Below are 23,890 nucleotides of genomic sequence, written 5' to 3'. Positions count from 1 at the left end.
TTTATCCCACCCTAAAATAATTTTGCGAGAGGTCTAATGGAAACACTTCCGATCAAAATTTACGATGAAACCCTGCGGGATGGAGAACAACAAGCAGGCATTTTCTTCTCTTACCCAACTAAACAAAAACTTGCCCATCTAATTGCTCAAACAGGAGTTGCTGGATTCAACGTTATGCCCTGTGTATGTGAGCAAGAATCTGAACTGACTAAAACATTAGTATCAGAGGGATTTGATAGATTGATTACTGCCGCTACCTTAATGCAAAAGCAGTATATTGATCATGCAAAAGACTGTGGTGTTAAGCGTATTATTCTTTTTCATGGTCTTTCCGATCGCCTACTCTTTCTACGAGATCCTCAGATCCGTTTGTTGAATGAGTTTAAAGGAAAAACCATTGATGACGATATCCCAGCAAAAATAATCGAGAGAATTCGCCAAAACGCCATTGATGTAATTGTCGAAAATTTGCACTATGCAACTACGGTTGCTGGTCTCAGAGTAGACTTTGCCGCCGAGGATGCCTCAAGAGCCGATTTTGACTTTTTAGTGCAATGTATCCGTTCTTTTGGCCCTTATATCGAACACTTCATGCTCTGCGATACTGTCGGAGTCCTGACTCCAGAAAAGAGCTATATCTGGATTAACGACCTGCTCCAACGGACAACAGGGGTTGCTTTCGGAGTACACTACCACAATGACATGGGCTTGGCTCTCGAAAATACTCTCCAGTCCATCATGTCCGGGGCTAGTTACGTATCGGGTACATTTTGCGGAATTGGTGAACGAGCCGGAAATGTTGCCATTGAGCAAGTGTTAAATGGGTTGCGAGTCCGCTTCGGAATTGAAGTCAAGGGGATTAACTATGATGCGATCGCTACTGTGACTGATTACATGGAGGAATTGGGTGTTTATCCAGCTTCACCTTACTCTCAAACTGCTCAACGCCACGAATCAGGTATCCATGTCAATTCTTTGTTTAGCGACCCTCAAAGCTATGCTGCTTTGCCTTACAACAGCATAGAGGTTCTCTTCGGCAAATGGAGTGGAGTCAGTAATTTTCAATATCTATTTGAAAAGCAACTGCAAAATCCTCAACCAAGGAAGCTATATGAAAAAATGCGCTCAGTGATTAAATCTCTTGCTGTTGAGCAAGAACGCTATTTTACAGCAAACGAAGTGTTGGAGTTATGGAAAAATGGAGTCTTTAAATAATCTTTTTTGTCATGTAGTAGCTCGCAGTTATTGTGGAGTGGGAAAGAATATCTGCGATCTACACTACATCCCACAGCTAAAGCATATAGGTTTTGTTTGCAAACTACTGTACACAACCTAAAAGCATTGCAAAATAAAAGATGTAGTCAATATAGTAAAATACCAAAGTTATTCAGTCAGCCTCAAGAGCCTCAACTGATTTTTACAACATGCAATCTAAAACTGTTCTTAATCAACCCATAAAAAATACTACTTCAGCTTTTACTCAATTTTGGGAGAATGTCAAAGCGATCGCAGGCCCTTACTGGTATCCCACAGAGGCATGGGGACGAGCATTTTCAGATGTGATTCGTGCATGGGGAATGCTCATTCTCTTGATATTATTAATCATCACGCTCGTGGGTGTAACTGCCTTTAATAGCTTCGTTAGCCGCTATTTGGTCGATGTCATTATTGAAGATAAAGATTTTAATAAATTTGTTGATACATTATTGGTTTATGGTGCTGCCCTGATCTGCGTAACGCTCTTAGTAGGATTTACTAAATTTATCAGAAAACAAATTGCTCTTGATTGGTATAATTGGCTAAATAATCAAATTTTAGAAAAATATTTTAGCAATCGTGCTTATTATAAAATAAACTTCAAGTCTGATATTGATAACCCAGATCAACGTCTAGCCCAAGAAATCGAACCTATTACCCGAAATGCCCTTAGCTTTTCAGCTACTTTCCTAGAAAAAGTGCTGGAAATGGCGACTTTTTTAATAATTGTCTGGTCAATTTCTCGATTTGTTGCACTTTGTCTCGTTGTGTATACGATTCTAGGCAATGTGATTGCTGTTTACTTGACTCAAGAATTGAATAAGATTAGTCAAGAAGAACTTGAATTTAAAGCCGATTACAGTTATGCACTGACTCATGTTCGTAATCACGCTGAATCGATAGCTTTTTTTCAGGGAGAAAATCAAGAATCAAATATAATTCAGCGAAGATTTAGTAATCTCATAAAAAGTGCTAAACGCAAAATTGATTGGGAAAGAAACAAGGATATTTTTAGCAGAGGATATCAGGCTATTATCCAAATATTTCCATTTATAGTACTCGGCCCTTTACATATTAGAGATGAAATTGATTTTGGAGAAGTTGGCCAAGCCAGTTTAGCTTGCAATCTCTTTGCCAATGCTCTGGCAGAATTAATCAATGAATTTGGAACTTCTGGACGATTTTCTAGTTATGTTGAGCGTTTGGGTGAGTTTACAGATGCGTTAGAATTTGTTACCAAAGAACCAGAGAAAGTAAGTACTATTAAAACAGTAGAAGAAAACCATCTCGCTTTTGAGAATGTTACTTTACAAACGCCCAACTATGAGCAGGTGATCGTTGAAGATTTGTCATTGTCTGTTCAGCCAGGAGAAGGTTTATTGATTGTTGGGCCCAGTGGTCGAGGTAAAAGTTCTCTGTTGAGAGCGATCGCTGGTTTGTGGAACGCAGGAACTGGTCGTCTGGTGCGACCTTCCTTAGAAGAAGTTTTATTTTTGCCCCAACGTCCTTATATAATTTTGGGAACTTTGCGCGAACAGTTACTCTATCCTAATACGAATCGTGAAATGAGCGATGCAGAACTCAAAGAAATTTTGAAACAAGTTAATCTGCAAAATTTGCTCAGTCGAGTGGATGGTTTTGATACTGAAGTTCCTTGGGAAAATATCCTCTCATTGGGAGAACAACAACGTCTTGCATTCGCACGGCTATTAGTTACTCGTCCTAGCTTTACTATATTAGATGAAGCAACGAGTGCTCTGGATTTGATTAATGAAGAAAAGTTATATCAACAGTTACAATCAACAAAAACAACTTTTATTAGTGTTGGACACAGAGAAAGCCTGTTTAATTACCATCAATGGGTTTTAGAACTATCACAAGATTCAAGTTGGCAACTTGTAACCGTTCAGGATTATCGGCTTCAAAAAGCAAAAGAATTTGTCACTAATCCTCCCAAAAAAGGTGAAATTACAATAGATGTTTTACCCAATAGTGAATCCCAAAGTCAACCAAAAATATCGACACAGATAGACACGATCATAGGGCTTTCTCATAAGGAAATGCAGACATTAACAGACTCTAGCATTAGCACCATCAGGAGCAAGGCTAGCCTTGGTAAGTCCATTACTACTAAAGATGGCTTTACGTACCGCTATGAAAAAGACCCGAAAGTGTTGAAATGGGTAAAAGCTTAATAACTATTCATAGTTTTGAAAATCAAGGTCATGCTAACTAAACAGCAAAAACAACTAATTACTTACGAAACTATTTCAATTTACGAACAAACCTATCAATTACCTGTCCTAAAAAATAAGGGTGTAAAAGCAGTTCAGAAAAATATTCGAGAACGGCAAAGATTAATCAAGGAAGGTGTTAAATATCATCATCATTTTGGGGGAATAATTAAGCGAAAAGAAGAAATAAGCCAGGGAGAAATTTTTAATGAAATCCAATTATTTATTAAAGATTATAGTCATATCATTGATTTTTTAGAAAGTTATAAGAATAATTATCATAATTTTTTATTAATCCTTGCAGATAATTTGAAAAAATTATTCAAACAGAAATATTTAGAAATAAAAAATTTAGAAGATGAAAGAATAAAATTGGAGCTAAAAAATAATAAAAATCTAAAAATAATTGATGAACTAAGATGGGAGAAGCAAGAAAACTTTAGATCAGTTTTACTGTTGAGCAATGCTTATTTTTTAATGTTAGAAAAAATAAGATTGCTTGGCGAAGGAATTAAAAAGCTTGCAGAGGACACAAAAAATCAACAAGAGATTGTTCAGCAGATAGTTAAAGATGTGGAAGTATATCAAGAGATTTACGAATATCAAAGAAAAGCCTATAAGATTCGCCAAGAGATAGCAAAAATTGCCCATACCGCAATCAATTTTGAAAATTCTTTACAAGATTACTTTAGTCCCTTTCAATCTTTAATAGATGAAGTCGTAAAAGTAGATGAATATTTTTACGCAACTGTCGGAGATATTAAAATTTTAGGGGATAATGTTTTAAAGTATCAGTCAAATTTATTTAACCTTGAAGAGAATGAGGCAATTTCTGAAACTTTCCTCGATTTTATGGTGACAAGTTACGATAAAAAAGCGAGATTAAAAGATGCTTTTATTCAATCTCAATTATTAGATTGGCAAATCCATAATTTTGATTTGAGCGAAAATGGTGTCTTTTTAGATAAGGGTATTGATTTAATATCTGACTATATATCCAAGCAACTCACTGATCAAAGAGAAGTGCTAGGCATAGCAGAAGTAAATTTTGTCTCTACAGTGACTCTATCTACTGTTGAAGACACAGGATTCATGGGACTGACTAACAACAGCGTTACATTAACAAAAGAACTTTTAAACAATGAAAATATTAATTATACCCAATTGCGGCATCTCCTCGCGCAGCATAAGTGGAAAGAAGCCGACATTGAAACCACCAAATTAATGCTAAAAGTCATGAAAAAGAATTATTGGAATGAAGTCTATAAGGAAGATATTGATAATTTTCCTTGTCAAGAACTCCACACCATTGATCAACTTTGGGATCAATATAGTTATGGTTATTTCGGCTTCAGTATTCAGCAAACTATCTGGAGCGAAATGGGTGGTAAAGTAGACTATGAAACAGAAAAGAGACTTGGCGATCGCCTTGGTTGGCGAAAAGAGGGAAAATGGTTAGACTATGAGCAATTAACTTTTAAATTGTCCCCCATGACACCGATGGGACACCTACCAGCCAAATGGTTACACTATGACCAAGAGAGCTTTGACTTATCCCCAAAATCATCTACAGAACACCTTTCAATGGGAGCTTGGCGGGTAAAGTCTTGGTTAGTTTGGCAGATGCATTTATTTTTTTCTCGTGTAAAAAATTGTAAGAGGATGTTTTAAAAGTCCTGTTGTTGGTAGCAAAAAGTTTTAGATCCCCCTAAATCCCCCTTAAAAAAGGGGGACTTTGATTCCGGTTCCCCCCTTTTTAAGGGGGGCTAGGGGGGATCAAGAGGGACTGAAAATCACAGCTAACCACTTTTCAAACAACCTCTAACGAAAGTTACCTATGAATTAATTGCATACTTATTAATAATATAAAAAAATTTAATAGTTTTAGGATAAATATGAGTAATAGTAAACATTCTGATATAGAAATAGAAATTTTACTTTTGGGAAAATGGCGTTTTGATACGTATTCCGAAAAAATTACTATTGAATTTAAAGATGATATGACTTATGAGCAAAACAGGGTTCAAATACTTCTTTTCTCTAAACCTAAAGAATTTCTAACAGGTAATAAATTTACTGGTGTATGGTACGTAACTCAAAAAAAGTTACATTTAAATGTTAGAACTATGCCAAAATCATTTTTTAATTTAAAGGTGCCACTAGCTTTTAAGATTTCTTTGGCAGATATGATAGCTACTTTAGGTTCTGTGTTTATGCCAGAAAATTATGAAGTTCTTAGAATTAATAGCTCTAAATTTCTCATAAAAGATAAAGAGCAATCAATTATTGGGACAAGAATAAATAGTACTAGGAAGTAATATAGTTCGCAAATTCTCTTTCCTATGACTGCAAACTCAAACGTAACAACATTTCTGGCTAGAGGGACTGATACTTTTAAGATTTAAAAATATAAAGGGAATCATCCGCCTGCCATTCTGTGTGTGAGATAGCGAAATATACGACATCATGACCGTAATAGCTAGCATTCTTTTCGTACTTCATCCCTACCTTTTGAATAACGCGCACTGAAGCGATGTTTTCTGGATGTGCGATCGCTACTATCCGATCTAGCTTTGCTTGCCAAAATCCAAACTTTAAAGTTGCTTGTGAGGCTTCAGTCCCCAGTCCCATGTTCCAATAGGACTTGTCAAACACATAGCCAAGCTCAACTTCCGGTGTATTTTCTAGAAAACTAAGTCCACAACGACCAATCATCTTACCAGTTTCTTTGTATATTACCGCCCACATCCCAAAGTTGTGTTTTTGCCACTGTTGGATATGTTTGCTTAAACTTGCCTGGGTTTGTTCTCTTGTTCTTGGCAACAGATACCTCATGATTTCTACATCGCTGTAGAGGCGAAATAGGTAATCAAAGTCGTTTAGAGAGAAGTGCCTTAGTTGCAGCCGCGCAGTTTCGATTTCCATAATTACCCCAATTCAGAATTAAATTTACAAAATTTAATTCTGAATCATCTGAGCGCCATTATGAACGAGCCAGAGAATAATACACTGCATCTAAGTTATAAAACTGAGCATTTTTCTTGTATTTCAAGCCGCATTTCTCCATTACACGACGCGAAGCTGTATGTTCTGGTGCAGTGATAGCTTCCTCAAAGCCATACCTCAAGCTTGCCTTTGCGGCTTCGCTGGCAATTCTTTGATTTCAATGAGGTACACCCGTAGGGGCACGGCACTGCCGTGCCCCTACACCTGACTACAGCCCACACACCAAAACCATGCTGTTGCCGGTGTGTAATAAAAAATTGTAAGTAATGTTTCGTGGGTTACTTCTTTGACTTGATCTTTAGGTATAGAACCTCTAGGTGAATACCTCATAACTGCTGGGTTGCTCAAAATGGGAGCAGTTCATCCAAATCTTGAGGAGTATAGAGTCTTAGTAGTAGTCTTGCGGTTTCTATCTGAGGCATGGTATCAGAATAGGAAGATAAATGCTACTTTAAACAAGCGTATTTTTTTACAAACATTAATATAAAATATAATGCTCTTACTATGAGCATCTATCAATCTCTCAAAAAATCTTATACGCAAGACCGTCGGCGTGAAAATGACTGGCGGTTGTTTTTGCGTCTAGTTCCTTATGCCCGTCGTAGCAGACGGCTATTGGCGCTGTCAATGTGCCTACTTGTACCGCTTGCCCTAGCTAATGCCGTACAACCGCTGTTGATTGGCCAAGTTATCTCTCTGATTCGCAATGAACCAAACACTTACGAATTTCTCAGGAATCGTCCCTTGTCCGAAGGGCTAAATATTCTGGAGGGATTATTGTTGGTTGCGATCGCAATCCGCTTGATTTTGACGGGCTACCAAGGTTACATAGTACAGAAGCTAGGGCAAGAAATCACCGCAGCAATTCGCCAAGACTTATTCCAGCATGTGACATCTCTCGCAGTACGCTTTTTTGACCGCACACCCGTAGGTAAATTAATCACCAGAATCACCAGCGATGTGGAAGTTTTAGGCGATGTGTTTTCTACCGGGGCAATTGGCATTGTGTCCAATTTGTTTTCCATGCTGGTGATTTTGGGTTTAATGTTTTCCATCGAATGGCAACTCACTTGCTTGCTGCTATTGATGTTGTTACCAGTTACCTGGTTAATAGTTTATATTCAGCAACAGTACCGCAAAGCCAATTACAAAGGGCGGGAAGAACTTTCTATCCTAAACTCACAGCTACAAGAAAATGTGCTGGGCATTAACGTAGTGCAGTTATTTCGCAGGGAAAAATTTAATGCCGAATTGTTTCGCGCCACAAACAGCCGCTACACTCAGCAAATGGATCAAACCATCTTTTATGATTCATTTATTTCAGCAACCTTAGAATGGATTGGTTTGATTGCGATCGCAGCTGTTTTGTGCATGGGTGGTTGGTTACTGTTAGGAAAAACTTTGGCTTTTGGGACTTTATCTGCATTTATCTTGTATGCCCAACGATTATTTGATCCTTTAAGGGATTTTGCCGAAAAATTTACAGTAATTCAAGCTGGTTTCACTGCCATTGAACGGGTAGGCGACATATTGGATGAACCAATAGAAATCCGCGATCGCGCCAACGTGCGCTTCTCGATATTTGATGCCAAATTTGGCTACATAGACGAGATAGTTGCAAATCTAGAATCCCCAGACCTCACTTCCCCCCCTGAACTGGGAGAAATCCGCTTTGATCATGTTTGGTTTGCTTACAAAAACGATGAATACGTAATTAAAGACTTAGATTTTACGATTCATCCTGGTGAAAAAGTGGCATTAGTTGGCCCCACAGGTGCGGGTAAAACTTCGATCATCCGTCTTTTGTGCCGCCTCTACGAACCTACCCAAGGGCGCATTCTCATAGATGGCGTAGATATTCGAGAGGTACCACAGGCAGAACTGCGGCGTTATATGGCAGTAATTCTACAAGAAGGCTTTTTGTTTGCAGGGGATGTTAAAAGCAATATTTCTTTAGGAGATGGCTATACCGTTGAACAGATTCAACAAGCAGCACAGGAAACCAACATTGCCCAGTTTATAGAAGAACTACCCCAAGGTTATGATACTCAACTTCGAGAACGGGGCACAAATATTTCTAGTGGTCAAAAGCAACTTTTAGCCTTTGCACGGGCTGCCATTCGCAGTCCCCAAATTTTGGTACTAGATGAAGCTACTGCTAGTTTAGATGTTGGGACAGAAGCTTTAGTTCAAGAGGCATTAAACCAGCTTTTGCTCAGACGTACCGCTATTATTATCGCTCATCGCCTGTCTACGATTCGCAATGTAGACCGGATTTTTGTTCTGAAGCGTGGCGAACTAATCGAGGAGGGAAGTCACAATCAACTACTGCAACAAGGAGGGCTTTATGCCACTTTGCATAACTTGCAGATGTTGGGAACTTAGGATATTTTCAGGATACTCCTAAGTTGGCAAACAGCGATCGCTATCTCTGTGACGACATCTACATCAACAAGTGAAAAATCAGGGTGTCTTATTTAGAGTAAAATAAAACACCTTTAAAAATTAGCGGTATCGCTCCTTAGCTTACAGTTTAGCTACATTTCAAGTTAAAAAAAAATCAAGAACCAGTTTAAAATTTTTTCCAGCCGCCATTAGTGAAAAACTGTAGATAGTTCTTGGCGTTGCTAATTGAATACATAAAAGAGCTTCATGCTCCAGATAAATCTGACCAAAGGAATTCTCTACCCAGAATTACGATGAGTGAGAAAAAAAGCACCTGATAGTTTTTTCTTAAGCACGTTTTTGCAATGATTCATATTCAAATTCAGGAACGCATAGTTGTTTTTGAAAGTAAGAACGGTAGAGTTCGCAACGCGGTAGGATGCGATCGCTTTCATAAGTGATCAACCCCAAGCTTTCGAGTTTATGAGCATAAATAGGATTCAGGGAAATGCTTTGCTTTGCGGTCACAACTTCAACATATGCCTTTACCAAATTGGAATTTTCTTGCAGGATTGCCCAGTGTCGCCACAAATGATAACGATATATACCGCCGTTAGCCATCGCCTCCTGTATGAGTTCTTCTAAGGTGATTCCTTGACAGCATAGATAATACAGAGCAATCCTAATTAGTGCTGGATGTCCCCCCACAAGGGACATCAGTTGGGTAACCTGCTTACTAGAAGTCCAGTCTAGCCCATGCCGCTGCGCTAAATATTCTACTTGCTGCTCAGTAAATTCTGGTAGCCGAATTGGGAGTCCGATATTAAATGGGGAGCGGTTGATATCTAGGGAAACATACACTTCTGTAGAATAAACCACCACTAGTCTCAGTTTCTGTAAGTTGGTATCTTGTCTTGCTTCTTCATACCAAGAACGCAACAAACCAAAGAACTCCTCAGCAATTTGAGGATATTCAAAAAAGCGGTCAACGTCATTTAAGACTAAAACTACTGGACTTTGACTCTGCTTGAGCAAATAAGATTGCAAGTATAAACTACAACTCAACTTACAACCTATTTCCTCATGCCAATTTTCATCTAGCTTGGGGTCAATGCCTAATTCTGTTGCAACTTGCCAGCAAAAAGAACGCAAAAGCTTGTTTAAGTCTGTCAGACAGTTGGCATCGATTTGCTTGCAATTCAGGTTCACTGGGCGATAACCTTGCATCTGGGCAAAGGCTAATAGCCTCAGTACAAGAGAACTTTTTCCCATCTCTCTTGGTGCTCGAATCCGAATCACACAGCCTGGTTGAATTATTTCTCGATAAACTAGTTCCTCAATGGGGGGACGTTCTACATAGAAGGGGGAATCTAGGGCTACGGGGCCATCTGGATATGACCAAAGATTTTCGAGTTGGTTATGGTGTTGAGTCGCAAATGAATCTAGGGATAAAAGCGGTGATATTTTTTTTTCTTCTGTATCTAAACTGAGTAAGTAACTTCGAGAGCTTTCAGAATTACTCGGTTCACTCAGAATTGCATAGTCTTCCCTTTGTAATTCTAGATTAAAGGCACTAAAGCACAATTTCAGGGTTTTTTGATCCACACCTGTATTCAATGACCATAATCGATTCAGAGTCTTGGTAGAAACACTCATGCGATCGCCTAAATCTTCTAAGGTGAAGCGTTCGCCATTGTTTTGAACCTTTTCCATAGCCAGAATTGCCGCTTGCAAACGCTTCAACCCAGCGATTGTTAGGACAATTCCCCGTCTTCGCGTGCTCTTAGATTGCTTCATAATTGCTAATTATCTATTTGCTTTTTTATTTACTGTCTTAACTATCTCCTCATTGTTTCATGTTTTTAAACAGTTATTCAACAGTTAATTAGCTGTTATTAAATTATTGTTTCATAGGTAAAAAAAGATACGCATCTACTTTGTGGCAGTTGGATGAGTGGGTATAAAAAAACAAAGCTATATTGCATTGATTGTAATTTTTTCTTCCCCTACGGAAAGCTGCTGACGTATCTGCATCAACTGCCTTTTACTACTTGCAAATAAAAAATCACAAGCCTTAATAGCTCAGTTTATTTATGCCTACTGACTAGGTTATTACTTAAAGTTATTTCTTATGTAGTATTAATCTAGATTTTGCAGTGCAAATGTATCAAACAAGGTGTAGGCAATGTCTACGATGGGCTACGCTTACGCTTCTAAAAATTACGCAGTCTTTGCAACACATAGTAGGGGTGCACAGATAGCTGTGCACCCCTACTAAAGACCTATATTTTATGCAACTGAGAAACGCTACAATCTATTATCAGGAAGGGTAAGCGCGTTACCCAAGTATTAGAAGAGTTCGGTGGTTACACACCAGCGTCCCTATTATGACTCTTTTATTGGCGAAAAGTTATTATTACTTGCTGCCAATGAGATATCGTAACGCATTTAGCGCCGAACTTTGTTAGAGATGTCTTGGCCTGCCCGTGCCGCACTGTCCCCTACATCGCTAGCAGTTTCCTGAGCGCCCTCTACGTAGCCTGAACCAAATTCCTTAAAGGCTTCTGCTGACTCTCCTGCAATCTTCTGAAGTCTTTCACCAGGAGAACCTTCCGTTTCACGAGCTTCTTTATTCCACTGTCCTATTGTTTTCGGTCTTTGAGCATCATTTTGCTCTACCTGTTCGCGGACTCTCTCCTTTAAGCCTTTGTCATTCTGCCCATAAGTAACATTCGTTGTCAGCACTAGAAAACCAACTAGGACAACAGCCAAAAAACGTTTTACCTGAAGTCCATTAAGTAGAGAACTGATGTTACCAATCGTCCTAGAAATCAAATTTATCATTGCTAATTAGCTTATTTTTTGACTACAAATAAAGATTAACTATAAAAAGATAATTAACCTTCTAGCAAAAGACATATTTTAGTTATAAAAAAGAAATAATTTTTAAATCTTGGGGAAGAGGTGATTTGTGAGCTATATGGATATTTACCATTCATCTATGGGTACAAGCAACGAGCAATACTGCCTTTCTACAGAGAGTTTGTATAACAACCGAGAGAGATAATTATCCGAAAGCGAATGCTGAATGAATACATCAAACTGTTATTAGAAATTAGATAGAGGTCTAAAACTACCCTTATTTAGACTTTTTAAAAGCTCCTAAATAAAATTATTATGCTCCAAAAATTACAACAACTCCAAGCAATTATAGCTTATAAAAGCTCAGGAAATTTGGGTGATATTGCCATTTTTAAATCTGAATTCTTTGGTGCTAAAGTTTCTCCAATAGTTGCCTCCAAACTACAACCAGTAGCGGGATATTATCCCGTAATTGATTTGAACCAATTAAGTCAATATCCCCAAGGCTCTTTTGGGCGAGAATATGTCAATCATATGCGGATAAATCAACTAAAACCATTAAACATCAGCCCGGAACTAGAAGACATTGCCAAACGCAACCTATTTGCTCTGCGATATTTAGTCACCCACGATATTTTTCATGTATTGCTTGATTTTGATACCACCTACGCAGGAGAAATTGGTGTACTTGCTTTTGCTGCTACACAAAACTACAGTCAATCACTGCAAATCGGTTTGTGGTTGGCTAGATTGCTCTATCCCATCTTGGCTCCCCAACAAACCAAAGCGATTTTCGTCAACCTAGCGAAAGGGCGAGAACTAGGCAACAAAGCTGATTTTATGTTGCGCTACCGCTTTGAAGACCATTGGGAAGAACCAATTGAGGATGTAAGAAAACGGTTGGGATTAAGATAAATTTAGCCAATTAATCCAAAAAAAGCATTTTCCTGCTCAATAACAGCTTTTTTGGAAGTTTAGCTCTTTGTTTATAAAACATGCTTGAGTTTCCTTCGGCTTCCAAATGTAGCACCAAATACATTTTTAATGCTACATTTGGTTTTTAATACAGATACAAATAAAAAAAACATGTATCTATAGTTAGATAAATTATCTATCTTAAGATATACATAATTCCTAAAGAGCTACTAATAACAATCATTAGTCAGCCAATTTTTAGGCTAGAGGCAAAGTTTTGTCTAACTGAGTGGATTTATACCGTAATTCCTAGATATTTGAAGGGCTTACAGACGACAAATTAATCCACATTTTTCCTCAATACGAGAACTGCTTTAGGTGGAAAGCCAAAGGATGAAATACTGGATAAGGAAATTAGCAATTTGTATAGTATTACTGTATAACTTGCTCCTATCAAGTGATTACGCAGGAGCAAACCAACTTTCAAATATTGATGTGCAACAACTAAATGCACTCCCGGTAGTTGAAAACTTAGCAAGTGCTGACAATAATCTTGCTAAGAGTAGAAAAGAAGATTTTTGTCGAGTGCATGAGGTTGCCAAAAGAATAGATAAATTAGAGGGACTCTTCACAGTTTATTGCAGTGAGGATTCGGGCAAAATTTACTTAGAAATTAAACCAGAGCAACTAAATAAAGACTATCTAGCTATAGTGACATTAGAATCGGGCGTTGGGGAAAGGGGAATTTATAGTGGATTACCTCTTTCTGATTTTCTCTTCTACTTTCAACGAGTAAAGAATAGATTGCACTTTGTTGTGCGTAATGTTAAATTCCGTGCAGAAAGTAGACCAGAACAGCGATCGCTTGCTCGTTCATTTAGCGACTCAGTTCTTTATTCGCTCGAAATATACACTATTGATCCGCACAGTAAAAATATTCTGATCAACCTGGATGAACTGCTAATGCAGGATTTTCCCGGATTAACTCCCCTATTAAAATACTCTTTGCAAGCTGATTACCACTTGGATGCACACAAGTCTTATTTGGGAGATGTTAACAGCTTCCCAGAAAATGTAGAAATTGATTCTATTTACGGTTTTTCATCACCAGAAGGAGCAAATTTAATCACCGTACCCGATAGCAGGGCACTCACTCTGAAGGTACACTACAGTTTTTCTCAGCTTAGAGAAAGCACTGGTTATATTCCCAGACTTGCAGATGACAGAGTGGGATATTTTATTACTGCTTTCCAAGATTTTTCTAATAATAACGCTCACGAATCATTTGTTCGTTACATCAATCGTTGGCATCTAGAACCATCCGATCCTAAGGCTCCTTTATCTCCACCCAAAAAGCCAATTGTGTTTTGGATTGAAAATGCTGTGCCACTAGAGTACCGCGATGCGATTCGTGAAGGTGTTTTGATGTGGAACAAAGCATTTGAAAAAGCTGGATTTCAAAATGCTATTGAAGTGCAGCAAATGCCAGATGATGCTGACTGGCAACCGGCAGATGTACATTACAACACTATTCGCTGGTTCAATTCTTTAGATGCAGGTTTTGCCAGAGGCCCAGTGCGCGTTAATCCATTCACCGGGGAAATATTGGATGCAGATATTATTGTGGATGCCAATATGGTGCGCTCAATTCAGCAAGAATATCACGCACTTATGGATGGACACTTTTCCCAACTGGGTAAAAACTCATGTCCAGCTAATTTATCTGCAATGTTATCGAAAGGTTTTAAAGCTTTTCCTGAACAACATTTAGCAGACAATGAACTGTGCTATAGCATGGAGTCTTCATCTCAAGCAGCGATGGGGGCGTTGGTGTTGTCAATTTTGCCAAGCACTACACCCAGTAGTGAAACGATGAAAGAGTATGTGCATCAATACTTGCGTTCTCTCATCGCTCACGAAGTCGGGCACACTCTCGGTTTACGCCATAATTTTCACGGCAGCACCATGTTAGCGCCCGAAGAATTAAATAATACTGAAATCACTCACACTAAAGGTTTAGTGGGTTCGGTGATGGACTATCTACCCGTGAATATAGCTCCACAGGGAGTACAGCAAGGTGATTATTTCCCAGGAGTTGTTGGCCCCTACGACGAATGGGCAATTGAGTATGGTTATAAAAAAAGCCCATCAGTAGCACTTGAGGGAATCATTCCAGAATCAGAAAAAAGTTTTTTAGAGCAGATTGCCCTGGTGTCGCCTCAACCAGAATTATCTTATGCAACTGATGAAGATATCTGGGACATTAATCCTTTGGCAAATGTCTGGGACATGAGTAGTGATGTGCTACTTTATTCGCAATGGCAAATGGATAATGCCCGTTTTATGTGGCAGCACCTTGATAAGGGTTATCTATCGAAAGGAGAAAGTTATAGTAACCTGCGTGGCTCATTCAATAGAGTACTTAAATATTATTTTCGCAACGCCACTTTGCTTTCTAAGTACATTGGTGGACAATCTTTTCGGCGTGTCCATGTTAGTGATGATGCTTCTTGGGCATTTGTACCAGTTTCACTTTTAAAACAACGTCAAGCATTGACAAAGCTTCAAGAGTATGTATTTGCTGAGAATGCTTTCAGTTTTTCACCACAATTGCTCAATCAACTAGCACCGTCGCGCTGGGAACACTGGGGTAGTTCTGTACCTAACAACCGCCTTGATTATCCAATTCACGATCGCATTCTGAGTTTCCAGAGTGCGGTACTGCGATCGCTACTAGACAGCGATCGCCTGAATCGTTTACAAGATATAGAATTGAAAACCCAGCCTGGAGAAGCGCTTTCCATCCCGGAACTGTTAGACACCCTGCAAACAGGCATCTGGACAGAAGTTTTAACTCCAGGAGAAGCAAAGCCAATTTCTAGCATCCGCCGTTCATTGCAACGGGAATATCTGAATATTTTGCTAGAGATGATGTTGGGTACTACTGATACACCTGAAGATGGCCGGACACTGGCTTGGTATGAATTGCGCCAACTGCAAAAAGCGATTGATGTCAGACTCAAACAACTGGGTGAAAGCCTTGATATTTACACCCTAGCCCACTTAGAAGCTTCTGGCGATCGCATCACTAAAGCATTAAATGCCCAGTTACTTTCTAAATAGGAGGTTTGGCTTATATCTGGGTCGGTGATCCGAACGGCGCACAAATCCAAATTCTGGCTACTTGAATTTTTTATGCTGTTCTCAATCAATTATTTATTAATGTGGCGTAGTTTACCGCCCTAGGCATCGCTTTAAGGCGGGCTTGGTTTTGATGGTTCCGGGATTTCTAATCGCCAGGACTACATCCGTTTTAAATCTTGTAAAACGGCGGCGGCTGATTGATAGCGATCGCTAAAATGATAGCAAACCATCTTATCTAAAATTACTGCTAACTCTTCACTCACTTGCACCGTTTCTCGCCACATCACATTACCCGTTTCTGGATCTGGGTAGAGTTCTTGCGGTGATATCCCAGTTATGGCTTGAATAGCAATCATTCCTAAAGCATAGATATCACTGCACAAGCGGGGATGACCGGCAAATTGTTCTGGAGGTGCATAACCCCGCGTCCCGATCGCTACTGTGGCTAATTCTGTTTGCTCACTACTGGGCGGTTGCATCAATTTGACAGCACCAAAGTCAATCAAGACCAGCCGATTATCTTGAGCACATCTAATAATATTAGTCGGTTTGATATCACGATGAATCACTCGATGTTGATGAACAAATTCTAGAACTTCTAAAACTTGTTTGAGCATCTCAATTACAAATGATTCGTTCTGTACATTTTGCACAGGTGGTAATTCTTCACTTAAGGTATGTCCCTCAATATATTGTTGAATTAAATAAAATTCTTGGTCATCTTCAAAATAAGCAAGTAGTTCGGGAATCTGATGATGTCTACCCAAAGATTGTAAAATTTCAGCTTCACTATTAAACAACCTGCGAGCAACTTGCAAAAACCGTGTATCTTGGCGGGCTGGCATTAACTTTTTCACTACACAAATCGGATTACCCGGTCGTTGAGTATCCTGTGCTAAATAAGTGCGACCAAATCCACCAGCACCGAGAGTTTGAGATATTTTGTAGCGTCCACTCAAAAGCAAATCACCTGATTTTGTTTCTCGTGAATCAATTGGGGGAAGAAAATCAACAGACGAGTCGGGAATTGCTGTTTTGTCTTCTAAAAGGACATTTAATTGGGCGATCGCTTCTTGTTGTTTTTCAACTTGCAGAATAATCACCTGAGTTTGTCGCTGATTTTGGTAGCTAGTATAAGCAATCACACAGATACTACTAATCACCAAAGCAAGCGCAGAAGGGATTAACGGCACCCATCCGGCTTGCAAAAACAAAGCAACGCAGATTAATACCAAGCCAAATAGAGTTGTCCCTACTACTGCTAGCAAATGCAACGGATTTTGCCATCGCCATGCTAAAACACTACCTAAAAGCGACCAACCCAACACCCAAATAAGTTCCACCCAGTCTGGCCAATACCAAATTAGCGATCGCCCATCCAACACTGTACTGATTAGTTGACTGGCTATCTGTGCATGAATAAACAGAGCAGGCATTCTAGCTGGTTGATCTGGCAAAGCGCTGTAGGGCGTATAAAAACCACCTGGAGGTAAATTAGCCGCAGTAGTGCCAATAATTACAAGACGGTCTTTAATTAAATTTGGGTTGACTTGGCCACTAAGAACTTCTGTGAGGGTTACTTGGTCGGCGAGGCTGTCGGGGTGACGGTAATTTAATAATATTTGATAGCCATCTGCATCTAGATGTTGGTAGCTACCGGAATTAGCTTGTAAACGCCAGAACAGGGTTTTACCTAACTGAAAATCTCCTTTCTTAGTAAACTGGTATTCAATGCCTTGTTTTTCCAGATAATTAATTGCAATGAGGGCACCAAATGCAAATGATGTTGTACATTGCTGGTCTGTAGAGTGAGCAAATAACAAACTACGGCGGAGAATTTGGTCGTTTTCATTGTCAGCAACCACATCGCTAAACCCAACATTATCTATAGGGACATTCGGCGGCGGTGGAATTTCATCTCTACCCAAGCTGCTGAACAAGCAGGTGCTGATGATGTTATCTTGATTTTGCAGATTAGCCGCCAAATTGTTGTGTTCTGGTTGGAAAAGATATAAACCAACAATTCGCGGTTGATAAGACTCTATTTTCTTTAATAGCTGATTGATTGTCCGATCTGATAGAGTCCATTTCTCTCGTTTGAGATCCTCATCAGTGATTTTTACTAGCAAAATCCGCCGATCGGGTGCTTGTGCTGGACGCGATCGCAACATCTGGTCATAAACTCTTAACTCCCAAGGCTGCAACCATTTGAGTTCCCGAACTCCCCAGATAAAGGTGGTGACTCCCACACTGGTAACCAAAATAATTTGCAACCAGCTTTTGCTCTTGGAAGTTTCACGGGAATCCTGAACTTTGACAAAGGGGACACGGAGTTTTTCTAATAGTCCACTAATCACGGCGTTGCGGCGGTAGCCTGAATTGGGTAGATGTTGCAGGCGCAGAAGTTAATTTTCGGAATCTAGGTTAAAAGCTATTTAACCTGAAGCTCCTATTAATGTAGCAATTTACTTGCTGGTTAGAGACCTTGGCGTACTCTTACTCTTAAAATTTAGACCCAGCGTCAACCACAGAATAAGACAATCGCGCTATACGGCTAATTCTCTGTTTGAGATTTGTGAGCATCTTCAACAGAACTGGCAATTGGGAAAGAAATAGGATTAGGAGATGGGGTTAGTGAATCTAACTGGGGTTGTTCTAGTGATGCTTCGATACTCGGATCATCAAAATAAGAGCCAATGATTTTATCGTAGTTAGAAGCAACAGCTAAAAAAGCGCCACCCAAAATATAGATAGGTAATGGCAGATTGAATTCTTGCAACCAGTCAAACAGTTCTGCTAAAGCAAATAGCACAAAAAAGCAGGCAAGCCAAACCCTCATATTTTCATTCCCTGGATTAAAACAACTCTATTACTAGCTTAAATAGCTTGAATGATAGTTGATGTAGTACATAATCACCAACTTACAACCTCTATAACTCTAGATAGATGTAGTGAGAGTTATAGCATCTGCTATATTCCAATATCTAGTAGAAAAATAAAAATATATTTAGCTTATGCCAGCAATCGAACAGCCAAAGATTGCACAGTTGGTTCGTGAGACTCGGCAGTGCCTCAAACTTTCACAGGTAAAACTGGCAACGATGTTAGGGGTTTCGTTCCACACTATAAACCGATGGGAAAACGGACGGACACGACCTTCGCCACTGGCTATGAAAGAAATTGAAAAGCTATTATACCAAATGGGAGAACCCGGTAAAGCGCTTTTAGCCAGATACTTTCAAAAATGAGGAGCAGAGACTGTGACTGCTGAAGTGACAGCAACTATCACCCAAGACGTTGAACAAGTCTTAGCTAGGATCAGCGATGCTTTTGTCATATTGGATCGCGAATGGCGCTACACCTACGTTAATGACAAGCTAGCTGAACTAGCTGGGATAAATAAAGAAGACTTCTTAGGCAAGAGTATTTGGGAGTTTCCTGACACAGTTAATAGCATACTCTACACTGAACTGTACCGGGCTGTTGCCGAACAAGTTCCAGTAAATTTTGAGTATTTCTATCCAAAATGGCATCGCTGGTTGGAAAACCGCGTCTATCCTTCAGAAACTGGCGTATCATTCTTAATTACAGATATTACTGAGCGCAAACGCAGCCAACAGCTTTTAACTGCCCAGTATGCGATCGCTAACCTCCTCTCTGAGGCGACTACGCTTGTGAATGCAGTTCCAGCTATTTTACAATCCTTGTGCGAAAGTTTAGGATGGCAAGCTGGGATCATCTGGAGTGTTGATGATGAAGCTAATGTTCTCCAGCGCATGAGTACTTGGTATTCATCTGACTTGGAGAAAGAGCCATTCAACCAACAGACAATTGCTTTGGGTGAAGAGTTACCCGGTCAAATTTGGGCAAGTGGTCAACCTGTTTGGATTTCAGAACCCGCTCAAAACGAGAATTTTTTTGCCGCCGCCATCGGATTTCCGATTCGGCTGGGTAATAAAATCTTAGGTGTGATCGAATTTTTCAGCGACGAAATTTCAGAACCTGACACTAATTTACTCCAGATGATGAGTGCGATCGCCACTCAAATTGGTCAGTTCATCGAGCAGCAGCGAAGTTCGTCGTTACTGCAAGAAAGTGAGGAAAAATATCGTCGGATTTTTGAAACCTCAGGTGTCTCGATTGGGGAAGAAAATTCACTTGATAATCTAAAAGCTCAAGAGGTTACAGATTTGCGGCAATATTTGGGTGAACAGCAGCAAGTAGAAGAAAATCTGCGTCATAGTGAAGCACGCTACCGCTCACTGGCAGAAGCAAGCGCATCCATCGTCTGGTGCGCGGGGCCTTGGGGCAACGTTGTTGACGAGATTCCAACTTGGGAGGCGTTCACTGGGCAAAGTCCTGAAGAATACAAAGGATGGGGTTGGGTTGACGCACTGCACCCAGATGACCGGACATCTGTAGCTGCTATTTGGCAACAGGCCTTTTTTGGACGCAGCGTTGCAGTTGCCGAATATCGTGTTCTGCGGCATGACGGCGAATACCGTTACATGAAGATACGCGGTGTGCCTATACTCGATGAAACAGGCGAAATCGAGGAATGGGTAGGAATGTGCGTAGATATCAGCGATGTCTACGACGAGCTTCGCTTACGCAAACAAGCTGAGGCAGAACGTGAACAATTGCTGGCGCTACTGAAAACAGAACAGACTCGCTTGGTTGAAGCTAACGTTCTGCTTGATACGCTCTTCAATAACGCACCTATAGGTATTGGCTTATGGGATGAGAAATTGAGATACGTTCGGTTGAATGATGCTTTAGCTGAGATTAATGGTTTTCCCCAAGAGGTGCATATCGGTAAGACCATCGCCCAACTGCTACCTGGGGTAGATTCTGCGGTGATAGAAGCTTTCCAGCATGTGATCGAAACGGGAGAATCTATTGCCCAAGAGGCCAGCGGAGAGACACCCGCCGCGCCTGGAAAGCAGCGGCACTGGTCGGTAAATTACTATCCGATTAAACTACCAAGTGATATTACCTGGGTGGGTGCAATCTGCCAAGAAATCACGGAGCGCAAGCAAGCAGAAGTCGAGCGTGAACAGCTGTTTGAGCGAGAGCAAGCGGCTCGTGTTGAGGCTGAAACTGCCAAAGAGCAAGTTACCAAGATTTTAGAAAGTATCACTGACGGCTTTCTTGCCTTTGATAGTGAATGGCGCTTTACTTACCTCAATCATGAGGGAAGTAGAACTCTGGGGCGTTCCTGCGAGGATCTGCTCGGAAAAAATTTGTGGTCAGAGTTCCCAGAACTGGCTGGTACTAGCTTTGGTCAGCTTTATCAAAGGGCAGTTGATCTAGGAATACCGCTTGAGCTTGAAGATTATTACCCACCCTTTGATGCATGGTTTACGGTTCGCGCCTATCCTTCAGCCACAGGGTTATCGCTTTATTTCCGTAACATTAATGTCCGCAAGCAGGCAGAGGCAAAACTGCGCGAGAGTGAGGCGTGTTTTCGGCTGCTGGCAGAGAATTCAACTGATATTATTTCACGTCATACAGTAGATGGAACTCTTCTGTACGTTTCACCAGCTTGCTACACAGTATTGGGGTATCAACCAGAGGAACTAGTAGGTCATCACAGCCAGGAGTTAGTTCACCCAGACGATTTGGCAGAGATTGCTAGTAATTACCCAGTCAATGCCGATTTACCAGATATTTATACCATTACTCACCGTGCTCGTCATAAAGACGGAAATTATATCTGGTTGGAAGCAACTATTCGAGCTATTCGCGATCGCCAAACTAAAGAAATTGTAGAGATGCAGGCATCCTCGCGCGATATTACTGAGCGCAAGCAGGTGGAGGAGGAGCAGCGTTTTCTAGCTGAAGCTAGTGGAATTTTGGCTGCATCATTGGACTACGAGACAACCTTAGCCAGTTTGACGCGTTTAGCAGTGCCTAAAATAGCTGATTGGTGCTTAGTTGATATTATTTATGACAATCAATTAGTCCGCAGGATTGCAGCAGCCCACGCCAATCCAGAGAAACAAGAATTGGTAGAACAGTTACAAAATTATCCGCCTGATTTGACACGAAGAGAAGGTGTTGCTGAGGTAATACGGACAGGCAAGTCACAAATTATTCATTTTATTTCTGATGAACAAATGCAAGCGGCAACCCAGAACACCGCTCACCTAAAAATCTTGCAAGAACTAAATCCTACATCTGGTATGAGTGTACCGCTCATAGTTCGAGGAAAGGTGTTAGGAGCTATGAATTTGGTATCTTCTTCAGGTCGTCGCTACGACACCAAAAGCCTAATGTTAGCTGAGGAGTTGGCTTGTCGTGCTGCCGTAGCCGTTGATAATGCCCGACTCTATACAGAAACAGAGCAATCTCAACAGGCGACTTTACGGGCAGCATCTCGCACTGCGCGTCTGCAAACCATTACCGCTGCGCTTTCTGAATCTCTAACTCCGGCACAGGTTGCTGAAGTAATTGTAGAGCAAGGTATGGCAGCTATGAGAGCTAGTTCTGCTTTAGTAGCACTAGTGACTAAAAGTGGTACTGATCTGGAAATTATCCGAACCGTTGGTTATCAACAAGAAGCAGTAGATTCATGGCGTCGATTTTCTATTAATGCATCCGTACCACTGGCAGAAGCAGTGAGAAACAAGCAGCCCATCTGGCAAGAGTCAACAACAGCAAGAATTGCTCGTTACTCACATCTTGCTAAAGAATACGCCCAGCTTGACTACGGCGCTTGGATTTCAATTCCATTGATCATCGAGGGACGAGCCATAGGTGGAATGTCTCTAGCTTTTGCCGAGATTCAGGAGTTTAATCAGGATGACCAAGCCTTTATGTTGGCACTAACACAGCAGTGCGCTCAAGCGATGGAACGTGCCCGTTTATACGAGGCGGAGCAGACGGCACGCGAAGCAGCAGAAAACGCCAACCGGATTAAAGACGAGTTTCTAGCAGTCCTTTCTCATGAATTGCGATCGCCACTCAACCCAATTTTAGGATGGTCTAAGCTACTCCAAACCAAAAAACTTGATGAAAAGACAATCCCTCAAGCCCTGAAGACTATTGAGCGAAATGCTACATTACAAGCTCAACTAATTGAAGACTTGCTGGATATCTCCCGGATTTTACAAGGTAAACTTAGCCTGAATATCTACCCAGTTGATTTGACATCTGTGATTTCGGCAGCAATGGAAACAGTCCGGTTGTCGGCAGAAGCTAAGTCAATTGAGATGCACATCAGCCTGGAACCAAATTTGGGGCAAGTTTTGGGTGACTCTAGCCGATTGCAGCAAGTCGTCTGGAACCTGCTCTCAAATGCAGTTAAGTTTACACCTGCGGGGGGACGGGTTGAAATCCGACTATCATCATGTGTTAATTCCAATTCCAACTCAGCACTAATTCAAGTCATCGACACTGGCAAAGGCATCGACCCCAATTTTCTGCCTTACGTGTTTGAATACTTCCGTCAAGAGAACAGCAGCACCACCAGAAAGTTTGGTGGATTGGGATTAGGGTTAGCGATCGTCCGTCACTTAGTCGAACTGCATGGCGGCACAGTCCAGGTAGAAAGTGGGGGCGAAGATCAGGGGGCAACTTTTACTGTGAGACTCCCACTGATCCAAAATCAATTAGAGATAAAACAAAACACTAGTAACTCAGAGACATCCTCAAATTTAAATGGTGTCAATATTTTAGTAGTGGATGATGATGCAGATACGCGAGAATTCATTGCCTTCTTGCTAGAGCAGTATGGGGCAAATGTGATAGCAGTAGCATCAGCAGAAAAAGCACTAGCCGCTTTAAGCCAATCCTTGCCAGATATACTTTTAAGCGACATTGGGATGCCAGAAGTGGATGGCTGTATGTTCATGCGACAGTTGAGAATGCTGTCACCAGAGCAGGGAGGGCAAATTCGAGCGATCGCACTTACCGCCTACGCTGGAGAAATGAACGCCAAGCAAGTACTTGCAGCCGGATTTCAAAAGCATCTTGCCAAACCAGTAGATCCAGCCGAATTAGTAGATGCGATCGCCAACTTAATAGCTGAATAAACCTGCCTCTACCTTCATACTTTATTTTATCTTTTGTAATATCGAGTCCCT

At 40.6% G+C, this 23,890-nt stretch carries 15 protein-coding genes; 9 read left to right on the top strand and 6 right to left on the bottom strand.

Going from position 1 to position 23,890, the window contains the following annotated elements; all coding sequences use genetic code 11:
* Window positions 1-36 precede the first annotated feature (36 nt).
* The 4 genes from H6G92_RS06965 (at window position 37) to H6G92_RS06950 (ending at window position 5,809) form a co-directional block, all read left to right on the top strand.
* On the top strand, window positions 37-1,215 hold the full coding sequence (locus H6G92_RS06965) for a 2-isopropylmalate synthase (protein ID WP_190892175.1): 1,179 nt from the start codon (window positions 37-39) through the stop codon (window positions 1,213-1,215).
* A 209-nt stretch (window positions 1,216-1,424) separates the two neighbouring features.
* Window positions 1,425-3,452: an ABC transporter ATP-binding protein/permease gene (locus H6G92_RS06960; protein ID WP_190892173.1), complete on the top strand. Its 2,028-nt coding sequence runs from the start codon at window positions 1,425-1,427 to the stop codon at window positions 3,450-3,452.
* A gap of 30 nt (window positions 3,453-3,482) precedes the next feature.
* Window positions 3,483-5,162, top strand: a complete 1,680-nt coding sequence (locus H6G92_RS06955; protein ID WP_190892171.1) for a GUN4 domain-containing protein — start codon at window positions 3,483-3,485, stop codon at window positions 5,160-5,162.
* A gap of 224 nt (window positions 5,163-5,386) precedes the next feature.
* Window positions 5,387-5,809 (top strand): hypothetical protein, encoded by a 423-nt coding sequence (locus H6G92_RS06950; RefSeq protein ID WP_190892169.1) that lies wholly within the window; start codon window positions 5,387-5,389, stop codon window positions 5,807-5,809.
* Between the two features lie 76 nt (window positions 5,810-5,885).
* Here the strand turns inward: H6G92_RS06950 and H6G92_RS06945 are convergent, their stop codons facing one another.
* On the bottom strand, window positions 5,886-6,416 hold the full coding sequence (locus tag H6G92_RS06945; RefSeq protein WP_199344723.1) for a GNAT family N-acetyltransferase: 531 nt from the start codon (window positions 6,414-6,416) through the stop codon (window positions 5,886-5,888).
* Between the two features lie 58 nt (window positions 6,417-6,474).
* On the bottom strand, window positions 6,475-6,618 hold the full coding sequence (locus H6G92_RS41060) for a GNAT family N-acetyltransferase (RefSeq protein ID WP_390625440.1): 144 nt from the start codon (window positions 6,616-6,618) through the stop codon (window positions 6,475-6,477).
* A 383-nt stretch (window positions 6,619-7,001) separates the two neighbouring features.
* Between H6G92_RS41060 and H6G92_RS06940 the strand changes: the two genes are divergently transcribed.
* A complete protein-coding gene (locus H6G92_RS06940) occupies window positions 7,002-8,882 on the top strand; it encodes an ABC transporter ATP-binding protein (protein ID WP_190892167.1) in 1,881 nt (626 codons plus the stop codon).
* A 348-nt stretch (window positions 8,883-9,230) separates the two neighbouring features.
* Here the strand turns inward: H6G92_RS06940 and H6G92_RS06935 are convergent, their stop codons facing one another.
* Both H6G92_RS06935 and H6G92_RS06930 read right to left on the bottom strand, forming a co-directional pair.
* A complete protein-coding gene (locus H6G92_RS06935) occupies window positions 9,231-10,679 on the bottom strand; it encodes an AAA-like domain-containing protein (RefSeq protein ID WP_190892164.1) in 1,449 nt (482 codons plus the stop codon).
* A gap of 651 nt (window positions 10,680-11,330) precedes the next feature.
* Window positions 11,331-11,726: a hypothetical protein gene (locus tag H6G92_RS06930; RefSeq protein ID WP_190892161.1), complete on the bottom strand. Its 396-nt coding sequence runs from the start codon at window positions 11,724-11,726 to the stop codon at window positions 11,331-11,333.
* Window positions 11,727-12,059: 333 nt separating this feature from the next.
* Between H6G92_RS06930 and H6G92_RS06925 the strand changes: the two genes are divergently transcribed.
* A complete protein-coding gene (locus tag H6G92_RS06925; RefSeq protein WP_190892159.1) occupies window positions 12,060-12,659 on the top strand; it encodes a Coq4 family protein in 600 nt (199 codons plus the stop codon).
* Window positions 12,660-13,052: 393 nt separating this feature from the next.
* Window positions 13,053-15,782, top strand: a complete 2,730-nt coding sequence (locus H6G92_RS06920; RefSeq protein ID WP_190892157.1) for a zinc-dependent metalloprotease — start codon at window positions 13,053-13,055, stop codon at window positions 15,780-15,782.
* Window positions 15,783-15,961: 179 nt separating this feature from the next.
* Here the strand turns inward: H6G92_RS06920 and H6G92_RS06915 are convergent, their stop codons facing one another.
* Both H6G92_RS06915 and H6G92_RS06910 read right to left on the bottom strand, forming a co-directional pair.
* Window positions 15,962-18,160 carry a CHASE2 domain-containing protein gene (locus tag H6G92_RS06915; RefSeq protein ID WP_190892154.1) on the bottom strand — a complete coding sequence of 733 codons (2,199 nt, stop codon included), beginning with the start codon at window positions 18,158-18,160 and terminating at the stop codon, window positions 15,962-15,964.
* A 197-nt stretch (window positions 18,161-18,357) separates the two neighbouring features.
* Window positions 18,358-18,642 (bottom strand): hypothetical protein, encoded by a 285-nt coding sequence (locus H6G92_RS06910; RefSeq protein WP_190892151.1) that lies wholly within the window; start codon window positions 18,640-18,642, stop codon window positions 18,358-18,360.
* A 175-nt stretch (window positions 18,643-18,817) separates the two neighbouring features.
* On the opposite strand from H6G92_RS06910, the gene H6G92_RS06905 reads away from it, so the two are divergent.
* Both H6G92_RS06905 and H6G92_RS39240 read left to right on the top strand, forming a co-directional pair.
* Entirely contained in the window at window positions 18,818-19,051 is a 234-nt protein-coding gene (locus tag H6G92_RS06905; protein WP_190892148.1) for a helix-turn-helix domain-containing protein, read from the top strand.
* 12 nt (window positions 19,052-19,063) lie between these two features.
* Window positions 19,064-23,839 (top strand): PAS domain S-box protein, encoded by a 4,776-nt coding sequence (locus tag H6G92_RS39240; RefSeq protein ID WP_190892146.1) that lies wholly within the window; start codon window positions 19,064-19,066, stop codon window positions 23,837-23,839.
* Window positions 23,840-23,890 lie beyond the last annotated feature (51 nt).

Source organism: Nostoc foliaceum FACHB-393 (genome assembly GCF_014698505.1).
GTDB lineage: Bacteria > Cyanobacteriota > Cyanobacteriia > Cyanobacteriales > Nostocaceae > Nostoc > Nostoc foliaceum_A.
The sequence above is the reverse complement of the archived record's forward strand: the minus strand, read 5'-3'. Positions and strand labels throughout refer to the sequence as shown.

What these genes read in the sequence shown, in the direction of transcription:
- H6G92_RS06945 (WP_199344723.1), bottom strand. Translation starts at nt 6,416, where the DNA reads ATGGAAATCGAAACTGCGCGGCTGCAACTAAGGCACTTCTCTCTAAAC.
- H6G92_RS06910 (WP_190892151.1), bottom strand. Translation starts at nt 18,642, where the DNA reads ATGAGGGTTTGGCTTGCCTGCTTTTTTGTGCTATTTGCTTTAGCAGAA.
- H6G92_RS06940 (WP_190892167.1), top strand. Translation starts at nt 7,002, where the DNA reads ATGAGCATCTATCAATCTCTCAAAAAATCTTATACGCAAGACCGTCGG.
- H6G92_RS06965 (WP_190892175.1), top strand. Translation starts at nt 37, where the DNA reads ATGGAAACACTTCCGATCAAAATTTACGATGAAACCCTGCGGGATGGA.
- H6G92_RS06920 (WP_190892157.1), top strand. Translation starts at nt 13,053, where the DNA reads ATGAAATACTGGATAAGGAAATTAGCAATTTGTATAGTATTACTGTAT.
- H6G92_RS06925 (WP_190892159.1), top strand. Translation starts at nt 12,060, where the DNA reads ATGCTCCAAAAATTACAACAACTCCAAGCAATTATAGCTTATAAAAGC.
- H6G92_RS06950 (WP_190892169.1), top strand. Translation starts at nt 5,387, where the DNA reads ATGAGTAATAGTAAACATTCTGATATAGAAATAGAAATTTTACTTTTG.
- H6G92_RS06905 (WP_190892148.1), top strand. Translation starts at nt 18,818, where the DNA reads ATGCCAGCAATCGAACAGCCAAAGATTGCACAGTTGGTTCGTGAGACT.
- H6G92_RS06960 (WP_190892173.1), top strand. Translation starts at nt 1,425, where the DNA reads ATGCAATCTAAAACTGTTCTTAATCAACCCATAAAAAATACTACTTCA.
- H6G92_RS06935 (WP_190892164.1), bottom strand. Translation starts at nt 10,679, where the DNA reads ATGAAGCAATCTAAGAGCACGCGAAGACGGGGAATTGTCCTAACAATC.
- H6G92_RS06955 (WP_190892171.1), top strand. Translation starts at nt 3,483, where the DNA reads ATGCTAACTAAACAGCAAAAACAACTAATTACTTACGAAACTATTTCA.
- H6G92_RS06930 (WP_190892161.1), bottom strand. Translation starts at nt 11,726, where the DNA reads ATGATAAATTTGATTTCTAGGACGATTGGTAACATCAGTTCTCTACTT.